A 13727-nucleotide genomic window follows, 5' to 3' on the forward strand; every position below is an offset into this window, starting at 1 on the left:
ATGGGGGCGGGCAAGGAAGCGATGCATCGCAAGTCCAGGCGATTGCATGGGGCTGGCGCGGCGGTCGCTCACACCTGCGCCATGCCGCCATCCACAAACAGCTCGACGCCATTGACGAAGCTGGCTGCGTCGGAAGCCAGAAACGCAACCGCCTTGCCGATCTCTTGCGGCTCGCCCAGGCGGCCCAGCGGCACCTGCGCGGCCAGATGATCGAACAGGCCTTGACGCGCCTCGTCCGGAACCAGGCCGCCCAGTCCAGGCGTGCGGACCGGGCCGGGGCTAACGACGTTGACGCGAATGCCGCGGTCCTTGAGGTCCAGCGCCCACGAACGCGCAAAGTTGCGCACGGCGGCCTTGCTGGCGCTGTAGACGCTGAAGTTCGCCGTTCCCTGGATCGAAACGGTCGAGGCCGTGAGGATCACCGACGCGCCGTCGACCAGCAGCGGCAGCGCCTTTTGCACGGTGAACAAGGTGCCGCGCACGTTGGTGCCGAATATGCGGTCGAAGTGTTCTTCGGTGATGGCGCCCAGCGGCATCATATCGCCGCCGCCGGCGTTGGCAAACAGAATGTCGAGCCGCCCGGCGCTTTCGGCGATCTGGGCGTAGACCGTGTCCAGCTCGCTCAGCACCGACGCGTCGGCGCGAATGCCCGTCGCCGCGCCGCCAATGCTGGCCACGGCGGCGTCAAGTTCCGCCTGGCGGCGTCCGGTGATGAAGACCCGCGCGCCTTGCGCGGCCAGTTCCTGGGCGGTTGCCAGGCCGATACCCGTGGTGCCGCCGGTGACGAGGGCGATTTTGCCGTTCAGTTGTTGGTTCATGATGTGCTCCATGCTCTTCAAAGTGAGGGGTGACCGTCATGTGCCGGTGCGGCGAATTCCGCTGAGAGGCCGGTAATGACTGGGCATGGAGGTACTGTAGGGCCGCTGGGATAATGAATAAACCCGGTAAGATTGAAAGAACTATTCATATTTATGGATAATCTGCACGCTTGAGGAGACTGCGGCATGGACCAATTGACAGCGATTCGCGGCTTTGCCCGCGTGGTGGAGGCGGGCAGCTTCACGCGGGCGGCAGATTCGCTGGACATGCCGAACGCCACGCTCAGCAAGATGGTCCAGGACCTGGAGGCGCACCTTGGCGTGCGCCTGTTGCAACGCACGACCCGGCGCGTGACGGTCACGCCCGAAGGCCGCGAGTACTACGAGAAGACGCTGCGCATCGTGCGCGATCTGGAAGACATCGACGGCGGCTTCAAGGCGGTGCAAGGAAAGCCCAAAGGCCACCTGCGCATCGATGTGGGCGGATCCACGGCGCGTGATGTGCTGATCCCCGCGATCCCCGATTTCCTGGCGCGTTATCCCGACATCAGGATCGATCTTGGCGTGTCGGATCGCGCCGTGAACCTGATCAGCGACAACGTGGATTGCGTGATCCGTGGCGGTCCGCTTGACGATTCATCGCTGGTGGCCCGGCAGATCGGCAAGGCGGACCTGATCACGTGCGCCACGCCGGGATACCTCAAGCAATTCGGCACGCCGGCCTATCCGGATGAGTTGAAGAACGGCCACAAACTGGTCAGCTACCTGTCGCCGCAGAACGGCCGGGCATTTCCATTCCGCTTTGAACGCGACGGCGTGAAAACGGAGATCAAGGTCGAACACCGCGTGGGCGTGAACGAAAGCAACGCGCATCTGGCGGCGGCGCTGGCGGGCTTGGGCATTGTGCAGACCTTTACCTATGCGGCGGGCCCCGCGTTGAAGCGTGGCGCGCTCGTCGAGATCCTGAAACCGTGGCGGCCTCAGCCGTATCCCTTTCATGTGGTGTATCCGCACAATCGCCATGTCACGCACCGGCTGCGCGTGTTCATCGATTGGCTCTTGGCGCAACTTCCCGCGCGGCTTGGGGATTGAGCCAGGCTGCCGGGGCATTCTCCATTACCTGGCGCGTGGGTGGTTGTCGGAAAATTTCCATCGATCCATTTCGAATATGCGGTTCGTTTCACGCAATTGAGGTCTGTCCTGCCCTCGATCAATGGACAGCCAAGGAAGGGCTCTAAGGGCCGACAGCGGCTGGTAAAACGACGTCGAAAAACGATGGCGAAGCGTTCCTTGTCTTCGCCGTCATGAGGGGAATCCGAGTCGGCCTTTTGGCCGCAAGGGACCCGCCATCGACTTCGTTACCGGGGAGTGCTGATTCCATGTTGCGCCAGCGTGCGTTCCTTTTGTCTGGCATGCCGGCATGACGCAGGCGCCCCTCCCGCTTCTTGAGCGCCTGCGCGTTGACGGCGTCATTCGCGCTGACCACCATGCGGCGGCGCTGCTTAGGCTGGAAGCGCTGTCGCAGGCGCCCTTCATGACGCTGGGCGGCGCCCTGGTCTGGCTGGCGGCCGAGGGCATCCTGTCCGAACTGGATCTGGACGAGATGTTCGAGTGGGCCGTGACCGAGGGTACTGTCGACCGCAACGCCACGCGTCGCCAGGCCCTGGCGGAGATGGAAGCGTTGTGCCAGCGCGGGATTGACAATCACGTCGCACGTTTGGAGCGGGGCAGCCTGCTCCAGGCCATTTTTCCGGGACGGCGCTGGGCCTGGCTGGTGGCCATTGCCGGGGCGGCCGCCGCGGTGACGCTGCTGTAGCGGCAGGCGGTCCCGCCGCTTGCCGCGGCGCATCAGAAGCTGGGCTTTCTCGACTGGCTACGCTGCACAAACTCGATCCGTGCATTCGTCCATGCCGGGTCAACCATCTGGATGCTGACGCCGCTGTATTTCAATACCGCCTGCGTCATGTCGTTCGAGCAGCCCATGCCGGGATTCGAGCTGGGCTTGGCGCACCATTCCATATTCAGGTCGTTGGGGTAGTTGGACTGGCGGCCGTACTTCTCCAGCGCCGCCTTGCCCATCGCTTCCTTGTTGGCCGGGGTCCAGGGCAGTTCATAACGGATCTGCGACACCGCGAGCGGGCGTTGCTGGTCGACGGGCACGCGCGGTTCGAAGTGGACGATGAAGTTGATGCCGTCCTTCTCGTAGCTGAAATTCATCGGCATCTTGGAGTTCGTGACGGGGTTGTTCCTCGCGTAGCCGATCCGGATGTCTTTCTTGCCGACATGAAAATTCTTGGCGGCGGCGGCGAGCGCTTCGTCAAAGTCCATGCCGGTCTTGACGCCGGCAACGTCGAACTCGCGGGCATCGACGGAGCGCTGTGAGGCGGCGTGCGCGGGCAGAACGGCGGCGGCGCCGAGCGCCGAGATGAGGAGGGCAGCTTTCAACTTCAACATAAAGATCCTTATCGAATGGCGCGAGGATTATCCGATCGGACCTTTATTGCGTCCCTAATAAAGTGCAACGAAACTTCTCCGGTCACGGCTGCTGGCTGGGTTCGCTGGGTTCTTCCGCCAGAAAACCGCCGCTCTGGTGCCGCCACAAGCGCGCGTACACGCCGTTCATCGCCAGCAGTTCCGCGTGGCTGCCCTGTTCGATGATGCGCCCTTGATCCATCACGATAAGCCGGTCCATGGCGGCAATCGTCGATAGCCGGTGCGCGATCGCGATGACGGTCTTGCCTTGCATGACTTCGTCCAGGCTTTCCTGGATGGCGGCTTCCACTTCCGAATCGAGCGCGCTGGTGGCTTCGTCCAGCAGCAGGATGGGCGCGTTCTTGAGCATGACGCGGGCGATCGCGATGCGCTGACGTTGTCCGCCAGACAGCTTGACGCCGCGTTCGCCGACGAGCGTGTCGTAGCCGGAATTGCCATGCGAATCGCTGAGCTGCTCGATGAATTCGTCGGCCTGCGCACGGGCCGCGGCGGCGCGGATCTCTTCGCGGCTGGCGTCGGGGCGGCCGTAGGCGATGTTGTCGCAGATGGACCGGTGCAGCAGGGACGTGTCCTGAGTGACCATGCCGATGGCGCTGCGCAGGCTGTCTTGCGTGACCTGCGAGATGTCCTGGCCGTCGATGCGGATGTGGCCGCGTTCGACATCGTAAAAGCGCAGCAGCAGGTTGATGAGTGTGGACTTGCCGGCGCCCGAGCGGCCCACCAGGCCGATCTTTTCGCCGGGGCGCACGGTGAGCGTGAGGCCGTCCAGGACCTGGCGCTCATTGTTGTAGTTGAAGTAGACGTCGTCGAACTGAACTTCGCCGCGCGTGACGCGCAGGGTGGCCGCGTTGGGCGCGTCCTGGACTTTGGGGGCGTGAGTCAGGGTGGCGATGCCGTCCTGCACGGTGCCGATGTTCTCGAAAAGCGAGGTCATCTGCCACATGATCCAGTGCGACATGCCGTTCACGCGCAGCGCCATGGCGGTGACGGCGGCGACGGCGCCGGTGCCAATTTCGCTGCCATGCCACAGCCACAGCGCGTAACCGCCAGCGCCCAGGATCAGCGCCGATACCAACGCCTGGTTGACGATCTCGAACTGGCTGACCAGACGCATCTGCCGGTAGCCGGTTTCCTTGAAGTCCTCCATGGCGGCGCGCGCGAAGCGGGCCTCGCGGTTGGTGTGCGAGAAGAGCTTGACGGTGGTGATGTTGGTGTAGGCGTCGGTGACGCGGCCCGTCATGGACGAGCGGGCATGCGCCTGTTCCTTGCCGACCTTGCCCAGGCGCGGCACGAAATACATCATGGCCAGCCCGTAAAGCGCCATCCAGCCGATGAAGGGCAGCATGAGCCGCCAGTCGAACCCGCCGGCCAGCGCGACGATGGTGATGAAGTAGACGGCGATGCCGAGCACGATTTCGCAGAAAGTCAGCAGCACTTCGCGCACGGCCAGCGCGGTTTGCATCACCTTGGTGGTGACGCGGCCGGCAAATTCATCGGAGAAGAACGACAGGCTTTGCCGCAGCATCATGCGGTGAAAGTCCCATCGCAGGCGCAGCGGCAGATTGATGGCCAGGACCTGATGCTGGACCAGCGTGCGCAGCGCGACGACGCCAACGCTGGCGCACAGCACGATGGCGATGCCCCACAGAACGCGCTGCTCGTGCGCCGACGCGGGCTCTCCGGCGTTCCAGGCGGTCAGCATGTCGACGACCTGGCCCAGGAAGGCGAAGAGCCATGCTTCGTAGATGGAGACGGCCGCGCTCAGGATCGCCAGTGCGGCGATGTAGCGGCGCGAGCCGTGCGTGCAGAACCAGAGGAACGCGAAGAATCCCGTGGGCGGCGGGGGCACGTTCTCGGAAGGGAAGGGGTTGAGCTGGCTTTCAAATCTGCGGAACAAGGCAGAGACTCCGGAATCTGGATGGGGCTTTCGATGAGGCGCTGGCGTGGCGCGCACGGCCGCGGCGGGCCCGGGGGGAGCATGCCCCGGCGCAAAGCGATATTTAAGCGCATTCGGCAAACGCCGGGAAATGCAGAGAGGGATTAGGCGGCGCGAGGTGAAAGCCTGGTCGATTGGCCGGCGGGGAAGGGCGGGATCGACGCGGAAGGAACCCGGAAGACGGGTTAGCGGCGCGCAGCGCCCAGCGCTGCCGCGTGAGCCGCCAGCCAGTGCCGGAACCGATCCGCAAAGCAGTCGACGACGCGGTCCTCGTGGCCGAGCGACGCCGCGCTGTTGTGGGGGCTGATCCACACCGAGGGCAGCGACCAGAGGGGCGACGCCACGGGCAGCGGCTCTTCGGTGAAGGTGTCGAGGTACGCACCCGCCAGGTGTCCGCTGGCCAGCGCGTGCGTCAGCGCGGCTTGGTCGACCAGCTCGCCCCGGGCGACGTTCACGATGCGGGCGCCGCGCGGCAGCCGCGCGAGCTGGCGGCCGCCGACGATGCCAGCGGTCGATGCGTTCAGGGGCAGCGCCAGCACCAGCCAATCGCAATGCGGCAGGACGTCGTCCAGTTGATCCAAACCTATGACGGTGTCAAAGCCTGGCGCGGGTTCGGCGCGGCGGCGCACAGCCGTGGTGGACAGGCCAAGCGCCGAGCACAAACGCCCGATCTCCTGCCCGATCGCGCCTGCGCCCAGCACCACCACGCGCATCGACGCGAGGTCGCGGGGTCGCGCGTCGCCCGTCAAGGGTTGCCATGCGCGCTGCGCCTGCGACGCGAGCCACCGATCGAAGCCGCGTGACTGCGCCAGGATGGCAGCCACCGCCGTCTGGGCAATGGGGGCGGCGGTGACGCCGGTTGACGCGGTGACTGGGATGCCGCGCGCCAACGTAGTTGCGTACTGGGGCAAGTCCTGGCCGGATGAGCACACGTGCAGCCAGCGCAGGTTGGGCGCGGCGTCCGCCACACGGAAGAACGCATCGGATAGCGGCCCGGGTTTGCGCAGGGAGCTGCCTTCGTACAGGTCCCGCGAAAAGAAGGCCACGTCGATGTGCCTGGGGTCTGCATCATCGACACGATGGCGTTGCAGGCGCACGCCGCCCGCTTGGGCCAGGCCGTCCAGGCGCGGGCCGTGCGCGGCATCGACCTTGGCCGACAGCAGCAGGCCCAGCGCGGGGGCGGCCGTGTTCAACGGACGACCTGCCAGCGGTCGCGTTCGCCGGGATAGATGACGCCGTATTCTGCGATCGCGTCGTCGTCGAACCGGAAGGCAAGACCGGGCTCGGTGGGCACCAGCAGGTTGCCGTCTTCGGCCTGCAGCTGGCGGTCGATGAGGCGGCGGAAGTTGACGATGTGATCGTCCGGCATCCATTCCACGTACGTCGCGTTGGGCGCGCTGGCGGCCAGGTGGATGTGCACGTCGTGCCACGCGTGCGGCGCGACGGTGATGCCGTGGCTGTCCGCCGTGGCCGCGATTCGGCGCCATTCGGTGATGCCGCCGCACACGGTCGCGTCGGTCTGCAGGATGGTGGTGGCGCCGCTGGCGATCAGGTCCTTGAAGCGCCAGCGGCCAGCTTCGACTTCGCCGGTGGCGACGGTGACCGGCGTGGCGCGCGCCAGCCGCACGTGGTTGTCGATGTCGTCGGGCGAGAAGGGTTCTTCGATCCAGAAGGGGTGATAGGGCTCGAACGCGCGCATGTATTCCAGCGCCGTGGGCAGGTCGCGCCATGCGTTGTTGGCGTCCAGCATCAGGCGCACGTCGTCGCCGATGGCCTCGCGCACGGCAGCAATGCGCTTGCGCTCGCCGGCCACGCTTTCCAGGCCGACCTTCATCTTGACGGCGCGAAAGCCCTCTTTGACGTGCTGCGCCATTTCGGCGGCCAGCTTGTCCGGCGTCTTGCCCGGCTGGTAGTACCCGCCGCTGGCGTAGGCCGGCACGCGGTCCTTCACCGTGGCGCCCAGGTACTGGAAGAGCGGCACGCCGGCGCTGCGCGCGTTCAAGTCCCACAGCGCCGTGTCGATGGCGGACAGTGCGCGCATCACGCCGCCGGCGCGGCCCAGCAGCAGCGCCTCCTGGTACAGCTCGGTCCACAGGCCTTCGACCCGCAGGGACTCCTGGCCCACCAGCCGCGGCGCCAGCAGGTCGGTCACCGCTACGGACAGCAGGCGTCCCGCGCTGTTGACTGCGTAGCAGTATCCCAGGCCCTCGTGGCCGTCGGTCGAGCGGATACGCACCAGGCAGTATTCGCGCGCCTTGACCTGGCGCGTGGAGAACGTCACCGGATTCGCGAGCGGCACGCGGGCGATGCAGACTGAGACGGATTCGATGGTAGGCATATGCAGGGATGCTCCGGTTTGGATTGGGATCAGTCGAACTTGAGGTTGCTTTGCTTGATGACGCCAGCCCACTTCACTTTTTCGCTGTCGATCAATTGCTGGAACTGCGCGGGCGATTCATCCAGCGGCTTCAGGCCCATTTCGTCCAGGCGCGCCTGCATGGCAGGCTGGCTGACCACGCGCGAGATCTCCTTGTGCAGGAATTCGACGACCTGCGGCGGCGTGCCGGCGGGCGCGATGATGCCGAACCACACGTTGGCCTCGTAACCGGGCACGCCGGATTCGGCAAGCGTCGGCACGTCGGGCAGTTGCGGCAGGCGCTCCTTTGACGTCACAGCCAGCGCCTTGAGCTTGTTCTGCTTGATGAAGGGCAGGCTCTGCGTGGGCGTGGCGAAGATCAACGGAATCAGCCCGCCGATCACGTCGGTCTGCGCGGGCGCGCCGCCCTTGTAGGGAATGTGGTTCATGCGGATGCCGGCCATCTGGTCCAGCAGCTCCAGCGAGATGTGCTGCGTGGAGCCCTGGCCCGGCGTGCCGAAGTCGATGCCGCGCTCTTTCTTCTTGGCCAGCGTGATCAGGTCTTTGGTGGTGTTGGGCTCGAACTTGGGATTGGCGACCAGCACGAACGGGGTGTCGGCGATCAGCGAGACCGGCGCGAAATCCGTGAGCGTGTAGGTGAGGTTGGGGTAGAGCAGCGTGTTGGTCACGTGCGAGGAGATCACCAGCATCAACGTATAGCCGTCGGCGGGCGAGCGCTTCAATTCACCGGTGGCGATGGTGCTGTTCGCGCCCGGCTTGTTCTCGACGATCATGGGCTGCGGCCACGTCTTGGACAATTCGGCCGCCACCATGCGGGCGACCGTGTCGTTGGATCCGCCGGGCGCCATGCCAACCATCAGGCGCACGGGTTTGGCGGGGTAGGTATCGGCAAATGCCAGCGGGGCGGCGCAGGCGAAGGCGGCGGACAGGCAGCCGCCAGCGAGAACACGGGCGAGGCGCTTCATGGGGTTGTCTCCTTGAATTGTTCTGCTGTTGTGACCCCATGATAGACAGCGCTTCTCAGTCGATGAATGGATAATTTTGATAAGAAAATCGAAGAAATCGATAAATGCGCGCGAGGCGAAAAGCGGGCGCGTCAATGCGGGCGGGGTGCGCCGGTGGCAAGGCGCCCGCCCATCTGGCATCGCAGGCGAAAGCGTCAGTCCAGCGTGCGGGCCAGCGCCTGGACGGAGGGCTGCAGGTGTTCTCGCAGCAGGGCGAGGAAAGCCTGCGCAGCCAGCGAGTCGGTGGCGTCGCGCCGCCGTGCCAGGCAGATGTCGCGTTCGTTGATCGGCAGGGACAGCGGCACGGCCTTCAGTCCGGCCAGCCGAAACTGAAACAGCGCCAGGGTGGGCGCGATGGTGACGCCCAGGCCGGCCGCGATGAACCCGGCCGCCGTCGACAGGCTGTTGACCTGGTGCGAACGCAACCACTGCCGGGGATAGATGGCGGCGTCCAGGTGCTGGCGGATGCTGCTGTTGCTCTCGAAGCCGATGATGGGATAGTCCAGCACGTCCTGCACCGACAGGCGGCGGCGGGCGGCCAGCGGGTGGCTTGCGGGACAGATGAAGTGGAAGGTGTCGCGCGCCAGCACCTCGATGTCGAGGTCGGTGCTGGGATAGGCAGCCGCGCACAGCGCGAAATCCACCTGGCGGTTGCGAACCATGTCGATGCACACCGTGCTGGCCACGTCCTGAACCTGCACGCTGATGCCGGGATAGTCGGCGCCGAAGCGGGCGATCAGCCCGGGCAGGATGCCTGACGAAATCGACGGCAGCGCGGCAAGCGCGACGCGGCCCTTGCGCCGCTCGACGTGGTCGCGCATTTCGGCCAGGGCGCGCTCCGTTTCGGGCAGCAGGTGCGCGACGATGTTCTGAAAGGCCTCGCCCTCGGCGGTCAGCTCGACGTTGCGTGTGCTGCGCGAGAAAAGCTTCACGCCGAGGTCGCTTTCCAGGTTGGAAATGAGGGCGCTGAACGCGCTCTGCGTCAGACAGCAGTGCTCGGCCGCGCGCGTGAAACTGCGCAATGCCGCCAGGGCCGTGAAGGCCTTCATGTGGCGTAGCGATAGGTTCATGCGGCGGACTCCGCTGCGCTAAGGACTAGAAACCATACAGCGCCGCGGGATTGGCCGCCAGCACCTGGCGGCGCAACGCCGCGTCGGGCAGCCAGGCCGCGATTTCGCGCAGCAGGCGTTCTGGCGGAACGTTGCGATAGGCGCTGACCTCAGTGGGGCCTTTGCCGGGTTCGCGGTTGGTGTGCGGCCAGTCGCTGGCCCACAGGGCGCGTTCGGGGTTGCAAGCGATGAAGGCGCGGGCGAGCGCGGTGACGCGCGTGGCCGCTTCGGTGTCATCGGGGTTGGCGCTGATGCGGTACGACGCGGACAGCTTGACGTACGCGGCGCCGTCACCGGCCAGCGCCAGCACCTGCCGCACGCGCGGATCGTCCAACGGCAGCGCCGCCGGAATCATCGCGAAGTGGTCCAGCACCACCGGCACCGGCAGCCGGGCCAGCGCGGGGGCCGCGGCGGCGATGGCGTCGAGCGAAGCGTAGACCTGCAGGTGCCAGCCTTGCCCCGCAAGGCGGCCGGCCCAGGCCGACAGCGCGCGGCTGACGGTGGCGGCGTCGCTGGCGCCCGTGCTTTCGAGGTTGACGCGCAGGCCGCGCACGCCGGCGTCGTGCAGGCGCGAGAGTTCAGCGTCCGCCACGTCATCATCCACGACGGCCACCCCCCGTGCCGCGCCGTCCAGCGCCAGCAGGCTGTCCACCAGCAGGCGGTTGTCGGTGCCGTAGATGCTGGGCTGCACGATCACGGCATGGGCCAGGCCCCAGGCGTTGCAGATGCGCGCGCAGCGCATCCGCGGACGCGGGGCCGGGCGTGTAGGGCCGGTCCGCCAGCATGGGGTAATCGGCCTGCGGCGCCACGACGTGCACGTGGCAATCGCAGGCGCCGGCGGCAAGCTGCGGCGCCGTCATGGTCAGCCCGCCTGCAGGCGCGCGACGAAGGCCGCGCCGGCTTCGCGCGTGCCCAGCTTGCCGCCCACGTCGCGCGTGCATTCCTGCGCGAGGATGGTGTCGGCGATGGTGGCCTCGATGGCGGCGGCGGCCTGCAGGAAGGCCTGGTTGCCGGTCTTTTGGCCGTGCCAGTTCAGGAGCATCGCGCCCGACAGGATCAGCGAGATCGGGTTGGCGATGTTCTGGCCTGCGATGTCGGGGGCCGAGCCATGCGCCGCCTGTCCCATCGCGTAGTCGCGGCCCGCGTTCAGCGAGCCGCCCAGGCCCAGGCTGCCCGACAGTTCGGCGGTGAGATCGGACAGGATGTCGCCGAACATGTTGGTGGTGACGATGACGTCGTAGCGCTGAGGCGCGCGCACCACGTGCGCCATCATGGCGTCGACGATCACGTCGTCCACGCGGACTTCCGGGAATTCCTGCGCGACCTGGCGGCACATCTCCAGGAACATGCCGTCGCCCAGCTTGAGCACGTTTGCCTTGTGCACCATCGTGACGTGCTTGTTGCGCGTCATGGCCAGCTCGAACGCCGTGCGCGCGATGCGCTCGCAGCACTGGCGGGTGATGCGGCGCAGGGACACGACGACGTCGGGCGTGATCAGCATCTCGCTGCCGCCGGACTCGACGTTGCGGTCGGCATAGAAGCCTTCGGTGTTCTCGCGCACCACCACCAGGTCGAATTCGCCCAGGCGCGCCTGCATGCCGGGGTAGGTCCGCGCGGGACGGATGTTGGCGTGAAGGTCCAGCTTCTTGCGAAAGTACATGGACGGATTGATTTCGCCGCGCGCTTCGTCCTTGAAGTCATAGGTGGCCATGGGGCCCAGCATCAGGCCGTCGGCCGCCTTGACCTTTTCAAGGAGGGCGGGCGTGACGGTGGCGCCGTGCTGCTTCAGGCTGTCGTGGCCCGCAATGTCGTGGTCGAACTGCAGGTTCAGGCCGAAGCGGCGCGAGACGGCTTCAAGCACGTCGACAGCGACCGCCATGGTTTCGGGGCCGATGCCGTCGCCGGGGAGTACAACGATTTTCATGGAGCGTTTTCCTGTGGATGATTCGGCCGGGTTTAGTCGACCTGGACCCCGGTGGCTTGCACCAGGTTCTGATATTTGGCGGCTTCGCTGCGCACGAAGGCCGTGAATTCCTGGGACGTGTTCGGCCGCACGGCCGCGCCGTCGCCTTCGAGCCGCGACTTGATCGCGGGTTCGGCCAGGATGGCATTCAGCTTTGCATTGAGCTGCTCGACCACCGCGGGGGGCGTCTGCGCGGGCGCGAAGACGCCGCCCCACAAGCTGAATTGGAAGTCCGGCACGGCGGCCTCGCTGATGGTGGGCACCTTGGGCAGGATGCCCAGGCGCTCCCGCGAGGATACCGCCAGCGCCCGCAGCCGGCCGCTGTTGATGTGCGGCATGGCGGCCGATGCGCTGGAGAAGAAGCAGTCGACATGCCCGCCGAGCAGGTCCGACATGGCCTGACCGGCGCCCTTGTACGGCGCGTGGATCATGCGTGTTTGCGTGCCCAGCGCCAGCGCGGCGGCGGCCAGATGGCCCGGCGTGGCGGTGCCCGACGATGCGTAGGCGATGGCGTCCGGCTTGGCGCGGGCGGCCGCGATCAGCGCGGCCAGGTCCGCATGCGGCGACTTTTCCGGCACGACCAGAACCAGGGGCGAATCCCCCACCAGGATCACCGGCGCGAACTCGCGCAGCGGGTCGTAGCCCAGCGACTTCATGGCGTACGGGTTGACGGCGATCTCGCCGGTCTGGCCCAGCAGCAGGGTGTAGCCGTCGGCGGGCGCGCGCAGCACGATGCGCGATCCGACCGCGCCCGACGCGCCGGGGCGGTTCTCGACGATGAAGGTCTGCTTGAATTCCGTGCCCAGGCGTTCGGCGAGGATGCGGGCGAAGACGTCGCCCTGCCCGCCGGGGGCATAGGGCACGATGATCGTCACAGGCTTGGCTGGATAGGCATCCGCCGCTCGCGCCGCGCCGGCAAGGGTCAGCGCCACGCCGGCCGCCGCGCCTTGCAGCAGGTGGCGGCGCGCGGGGTTCAGGGGATGTTGGGGCTGCTGCATGGTGTCTCCTTGTTGTGCGTGCGGCGGGCCGGTCAGTCCAGCTTCATGCCGGACTTCTTGACCACGCCTTGCCACATCTCCAGTTCGGCGGCCAGGGCCTTGCCGAAGTCGTCGGGCGATCCGCTGATGGCCTGGGCGCCTTCATGCTTCAGGCGGTCGGCGACCAGCTTGTCGGCGGCGGCGTCGTTGATGGCCTGGTTCAGCCTGCCGACGACCTCGGGCGGCGTGCCGGCCGGCGCCAGCACGCCCCACCACGTCGTGATGTCGAAGTCGGCAACGCCTGCCTCGGCCACGGTGGGCGTGTCGGGGAACAGCGGCGAGCGCGTCTTGCCCGTTACGGCCAGCAGGTCCACGCGCTGGTCGCGCACTTGCGACAGGATGGTGGGCACGGTGGCGAAAAACACCTGAACGCGTCCGGCCAGCAGATCGACGGTGGCCGGCCCGCTGCCCTTGTAGGGCACGTGCGTCATGGCGGCGTTGGTCTTCTGCTTGAACAGTTCGCCGGCCAGATGGTTGATGCTGCCGTTGCCGGCCGAGGAGAAGTTCAGGTCCGCGCCTGGCTTGGCCGCGAGCTGTCGCAGGTCGGCGATGGAGGTCAGCTTCAGGTCCTTGGCCGTCACCACGAAGAGCGGGCCGCGGCCCAGCATCGCGATGGGCGCGAAGGACTTGCGCACGTCATAGGTGGTGCTGATGCCGGCGGCGGCGTTGGTGACGAAGGTGGACGTCGCAAAAAGCAGCGTGTAGCCGTCGGGCCGCGCATTGGCGACCAGCGCGGCGCCGATGGATCCGCCGCCGCCGCCGCGGTTTTCCACGACCACGGACTGGCCCAGCTTGTCGGCCAGCGTGCGCGCCATGTCGCGCGCAATGCTGTCGGTGCCGCCGCCCGCCGCAAACGGCACCACCAACGTGATGGGTCGGGTGGGGTAGGAATCGGCGGACGCTGCCACCGGCGCGCAAAGCGCGGGCAGCAGAAGGGCCAGCCCCGCCAGCAGCCGCTGCGGGGATACGTTGAACTGCTTCATCGACTTG

General features: G+C 66.7%; 13 protein-coding genes. 2 read left to right on the forward strand and 11 right to left on the reverse strand.

All coding sequences use genetic code 11. The annotated features are described in order from the left end of the window. Positions 1 to 68: 68 nt before the first annotated feature. Positions 69 to 818 carry a glucose 1-dehydrogenase gene (locus FBY20_RS14185; protein ID WP_056324934.1) on the reverse strand — a complete coding sequence of 250 codons (750 nt, stop codon included), beginning with the start codon at positions 816 to 818 and terminating at the stop codon, positions 69 to 71. 186 nt (positions 819 to 1004) lie between these two features. On the opposite strand from FBY20_RS14185, the gene FBY20_RS14190 reads away from it, so the two are divergent. Both FBY20_RS14190 and FBY20_RS14195 read left to right on the forward strand, forming a co-directional pair. Further along, the gene (locus FBY20_RS14190) at positions 1005 to 1910 is read left to right on the forward strand and encodes a LysR family transcriptional regulator (RefSeq protein ID WP_056324937.1); all 906 of its coding nucleotides are present in this window, start codon (positions 1005 to 1007) and stop codon (positions 1908 to 1910) included. A gap of 328 nt (positions 1911 to 2238) precedes the next feature. Then, complete coding sequence (locus FBY20_RS14195; RefSeq protein ID WP_142052919.1) at positions 2239 to 2634, forward strand: hypothetical protein; 396 nt, start codon at positions 2239 to 2241, stop codon at positions 2632 to 2634. A 32-nt stretch (positions 2635 to 2666) separates the two neighbouring features. Here the strand turns inward: FBY20_RS14195 and FBY20_RS14200 are convergent, their stop codons facing one another. The 10 genes from FBY20_RS14200 to FBY20_RS14245 all read right to left on the reverse strand — a co-directional run bounded on the left by FBY20_RS14200 (position 2667) and on the right by FBY20_RS14245 (position 13720). After that, positions 2667 to 3272 (reverse strand): hypothetical protein, encoded by a 606-nt coding sequence (locus FBY20_RS14200; RefSeq protein WP_223573190.1) that lies wholly within the window; start codon positions 3270 to 3272, stop codon positions 2667 to 2669. 82 nt (positions 3273 to 3354) lie between these two features. Next, complete coding sequence (locus tag FBY20_RS14205) at positions 3355 to 5208, reverse strand: ABC transporter ATP-binding protein (RefSeq protein ID WP_142052922.1); 1854 nt, start codon at positions 5206 to 5208, stop codon at positions 3355 to 3357. A 224-nt stretch (positions 5209 to 5432) separates the two neighbouring features. After that, the gene (locus FBY20_RS14210; protein WP_160144405.1) at positions 5433 to 6440 is read right to left on the reverse strand and encodes a D-2-hydroxyacid dehydrogenase; all 1008 of its coding nucleotides are present in this window, start codon (positions 6438 to 6440) and stop codon (positions 5433 to 5435) included. Beyond that, positions 6437 to 7585, reverse strand: a complete 1149-nt coding sequence (locus FBY20_RS14215; protein WP_056324953.1) for a mandelate racemase/muconate lactonizing enzyme family protein — start codon at positions 7583 to 7585, stop codon at positions 6437 to 6439. Before FBY20_RS14215 ends, FBY20_RS14210 begins: the two co-directional genes overlap by 4 nt. A 29-nt stretch (positions 7586 to 7614) precedes the next feature. Beyond that, positions 7615 to 8589 carry a tripartite tricarboxylate transporter substrate binding protein gene (locus FBY20_RS14220; RefSeq protein ID WP_160144406.1) on the reverse strand — a complete coding sequence of 325 codons (975 nt, stop codon included), beginning with the start codon at positions 8587 to 8589 and terminating at the stop codon, positions 7615 to 7617. A 194-nt stretch (positions 8590 to 8783) separates the two neighbouring features. After that, positions 8784 to 9698, reverse strand: a complete 915-nt coding sequence (locus FBY20_RS14225; protein WP_142052931.1) for a LysR family transcriptional regulator — start codon at positions 9696 to 9698, stop codon at positions 8784 to 8786. 25 nt (positions 9699 to 9723) lie between these two features. Next, positions 9724 to 10479, reverse strand: coding sequence for an amidohydrolase family protein (locus FBY20_RS14230; protein ID WP_255452341.1), 756 nt, complete (start codon positions 10477 to 10479; stop codon positions 9724 to 9726). 120 nt (positions 10480 to 10599) lie between these two features. Next, entirely contained in the window at positions 10600 to 11661 is a 1062-nt protein-coding gene (locus FBY20_RS14235; RefSeq protein WP_056324961.1) for an isocitrate/isopropylmalate dehydrogenase family protein, read from the reverse strand. 32 nt (positions 11662 to 11693) lie between these two features. Next, positions 11694 to 12698 (reverse strand): tripartite tricarboxylate transporter substrate binding protein, encoded by a 1005-nt coding sequence (locus FBY20_RS14240; RefSeq protein ID WP_142052934.1) that lies wholly within the window; start codon positions 12696 to 12698, stop codon positions 11694 to 11696. Between the two features lie 32 nt (positions 12699 to 12730). Further along, positions 12731 to 13720 carry a tripartite tricarboxylate transporter substrate binding protein gene (locus FBY20_RS14245; protein WP_142052937.1) on the reverse strand — a complete coding sequence of 330 codons (990 nt, stop codon included), beginning with the start codon at positions 13718 to 13720 and terminating at the stop codon, positions 12731 to 12733. Positions 13721 to 13727 lie beyond the last annotated feature (7 nt).

The organism is Achromobacter sp. SLBN-14 (genome assembly GCF_006715415.1).
GTDB classification, from domain to species: domain Bacteria; phylum Pseudomonadota; class Gammaproteobacteria; order Burkholderiales; family Burkholderiaceae_B; genus Achromobacter; species Achromobacter mucicolens.

Excerpts from the sequence above, each read along its gene's own strand:
- FBY20_RS14230 (WP_255452341.1), bottom strand. The coding sequence starts at position 10,479 with ATGCGCTGCGCGCGCATCTGCAACGCCTGGGGCCTGGCCCATGCCGTG.
- FBY20_RS14215 (WP_056324953.1), bottom strand. The coding sequence starts at position 7,585 with ATGCCTACCATCGAATCCGTCTCAGTCTGCATCGCCCGCGTGCCGCTC.
- FBY20_RS14225 (WP_142052931.1), bottom strand. The coding sequence starts at position 9,698 with ATGAACCTATCGCTACGCCACATGAAGGCCTTCACGGCCCTGGCGGCA.
- FBY20_RS14190 (WP_056324937.1), top strand. The coding sequence starts at position 1,005 with ATGGACCAATTGACAGCGATTCGCGGCTTTGCCCGCGTGGTGGAGGCG.
- FBY20_RS14195 (WP_142052919.1), top strand. The coding sequence starts at position 2,239 with ATGACGCAGGCGCCCCTCCCGCTTCTTGAGCGCCTGCGCGTTGACGGC.
- FBY20_RS14220 (WP_160144406.1), bottom strand. The coding sequence starts at position 8,589 with ATGAAGCGCCTCGCCCGTGTTCTCGCTGGCGGCTGCCTGTCCGCCGCC.
- FBY20_RS14245 (WP_142052937.1), bottom strand. The coding sequence starts at position 13,720 with ATGAAGCAGTTCAACGTATCCCCGCAGCGGCTGCTGGCGGGGCTGGCC.
- FBY20_RS14185 (WP_056324934.1), bottom strand. The coding sequence starts at position 818 with ATGAACCAACAACTGAACGGCAAAATCGCCCTCGTCACCGGCGGCACC.
- FBY20_RS14240 (WP_142052934.1), bottom strand. The coding sequence starts at position 12,698 with ATGCAGCAGCCCCAACATCCCCTGAACCCCGCGCGCCGCCACCTGCTG.
- FBY20_RS14200 (WP_223573190.1), bottom strand. The coding sequence starts at position 3,272 with ATGTTGAAGTTGAAAGCTGCCCTCCTCATCTCGGCGCTCGGCGCCGCC.
- FBY20_RS14235 (WP_056324961.1), bottom strand. The coding sequence starts at position 11,661 with ATGAAAATCGTTGTACTCCCCGGCGACGGCATCGGCCCCGAAACCATG.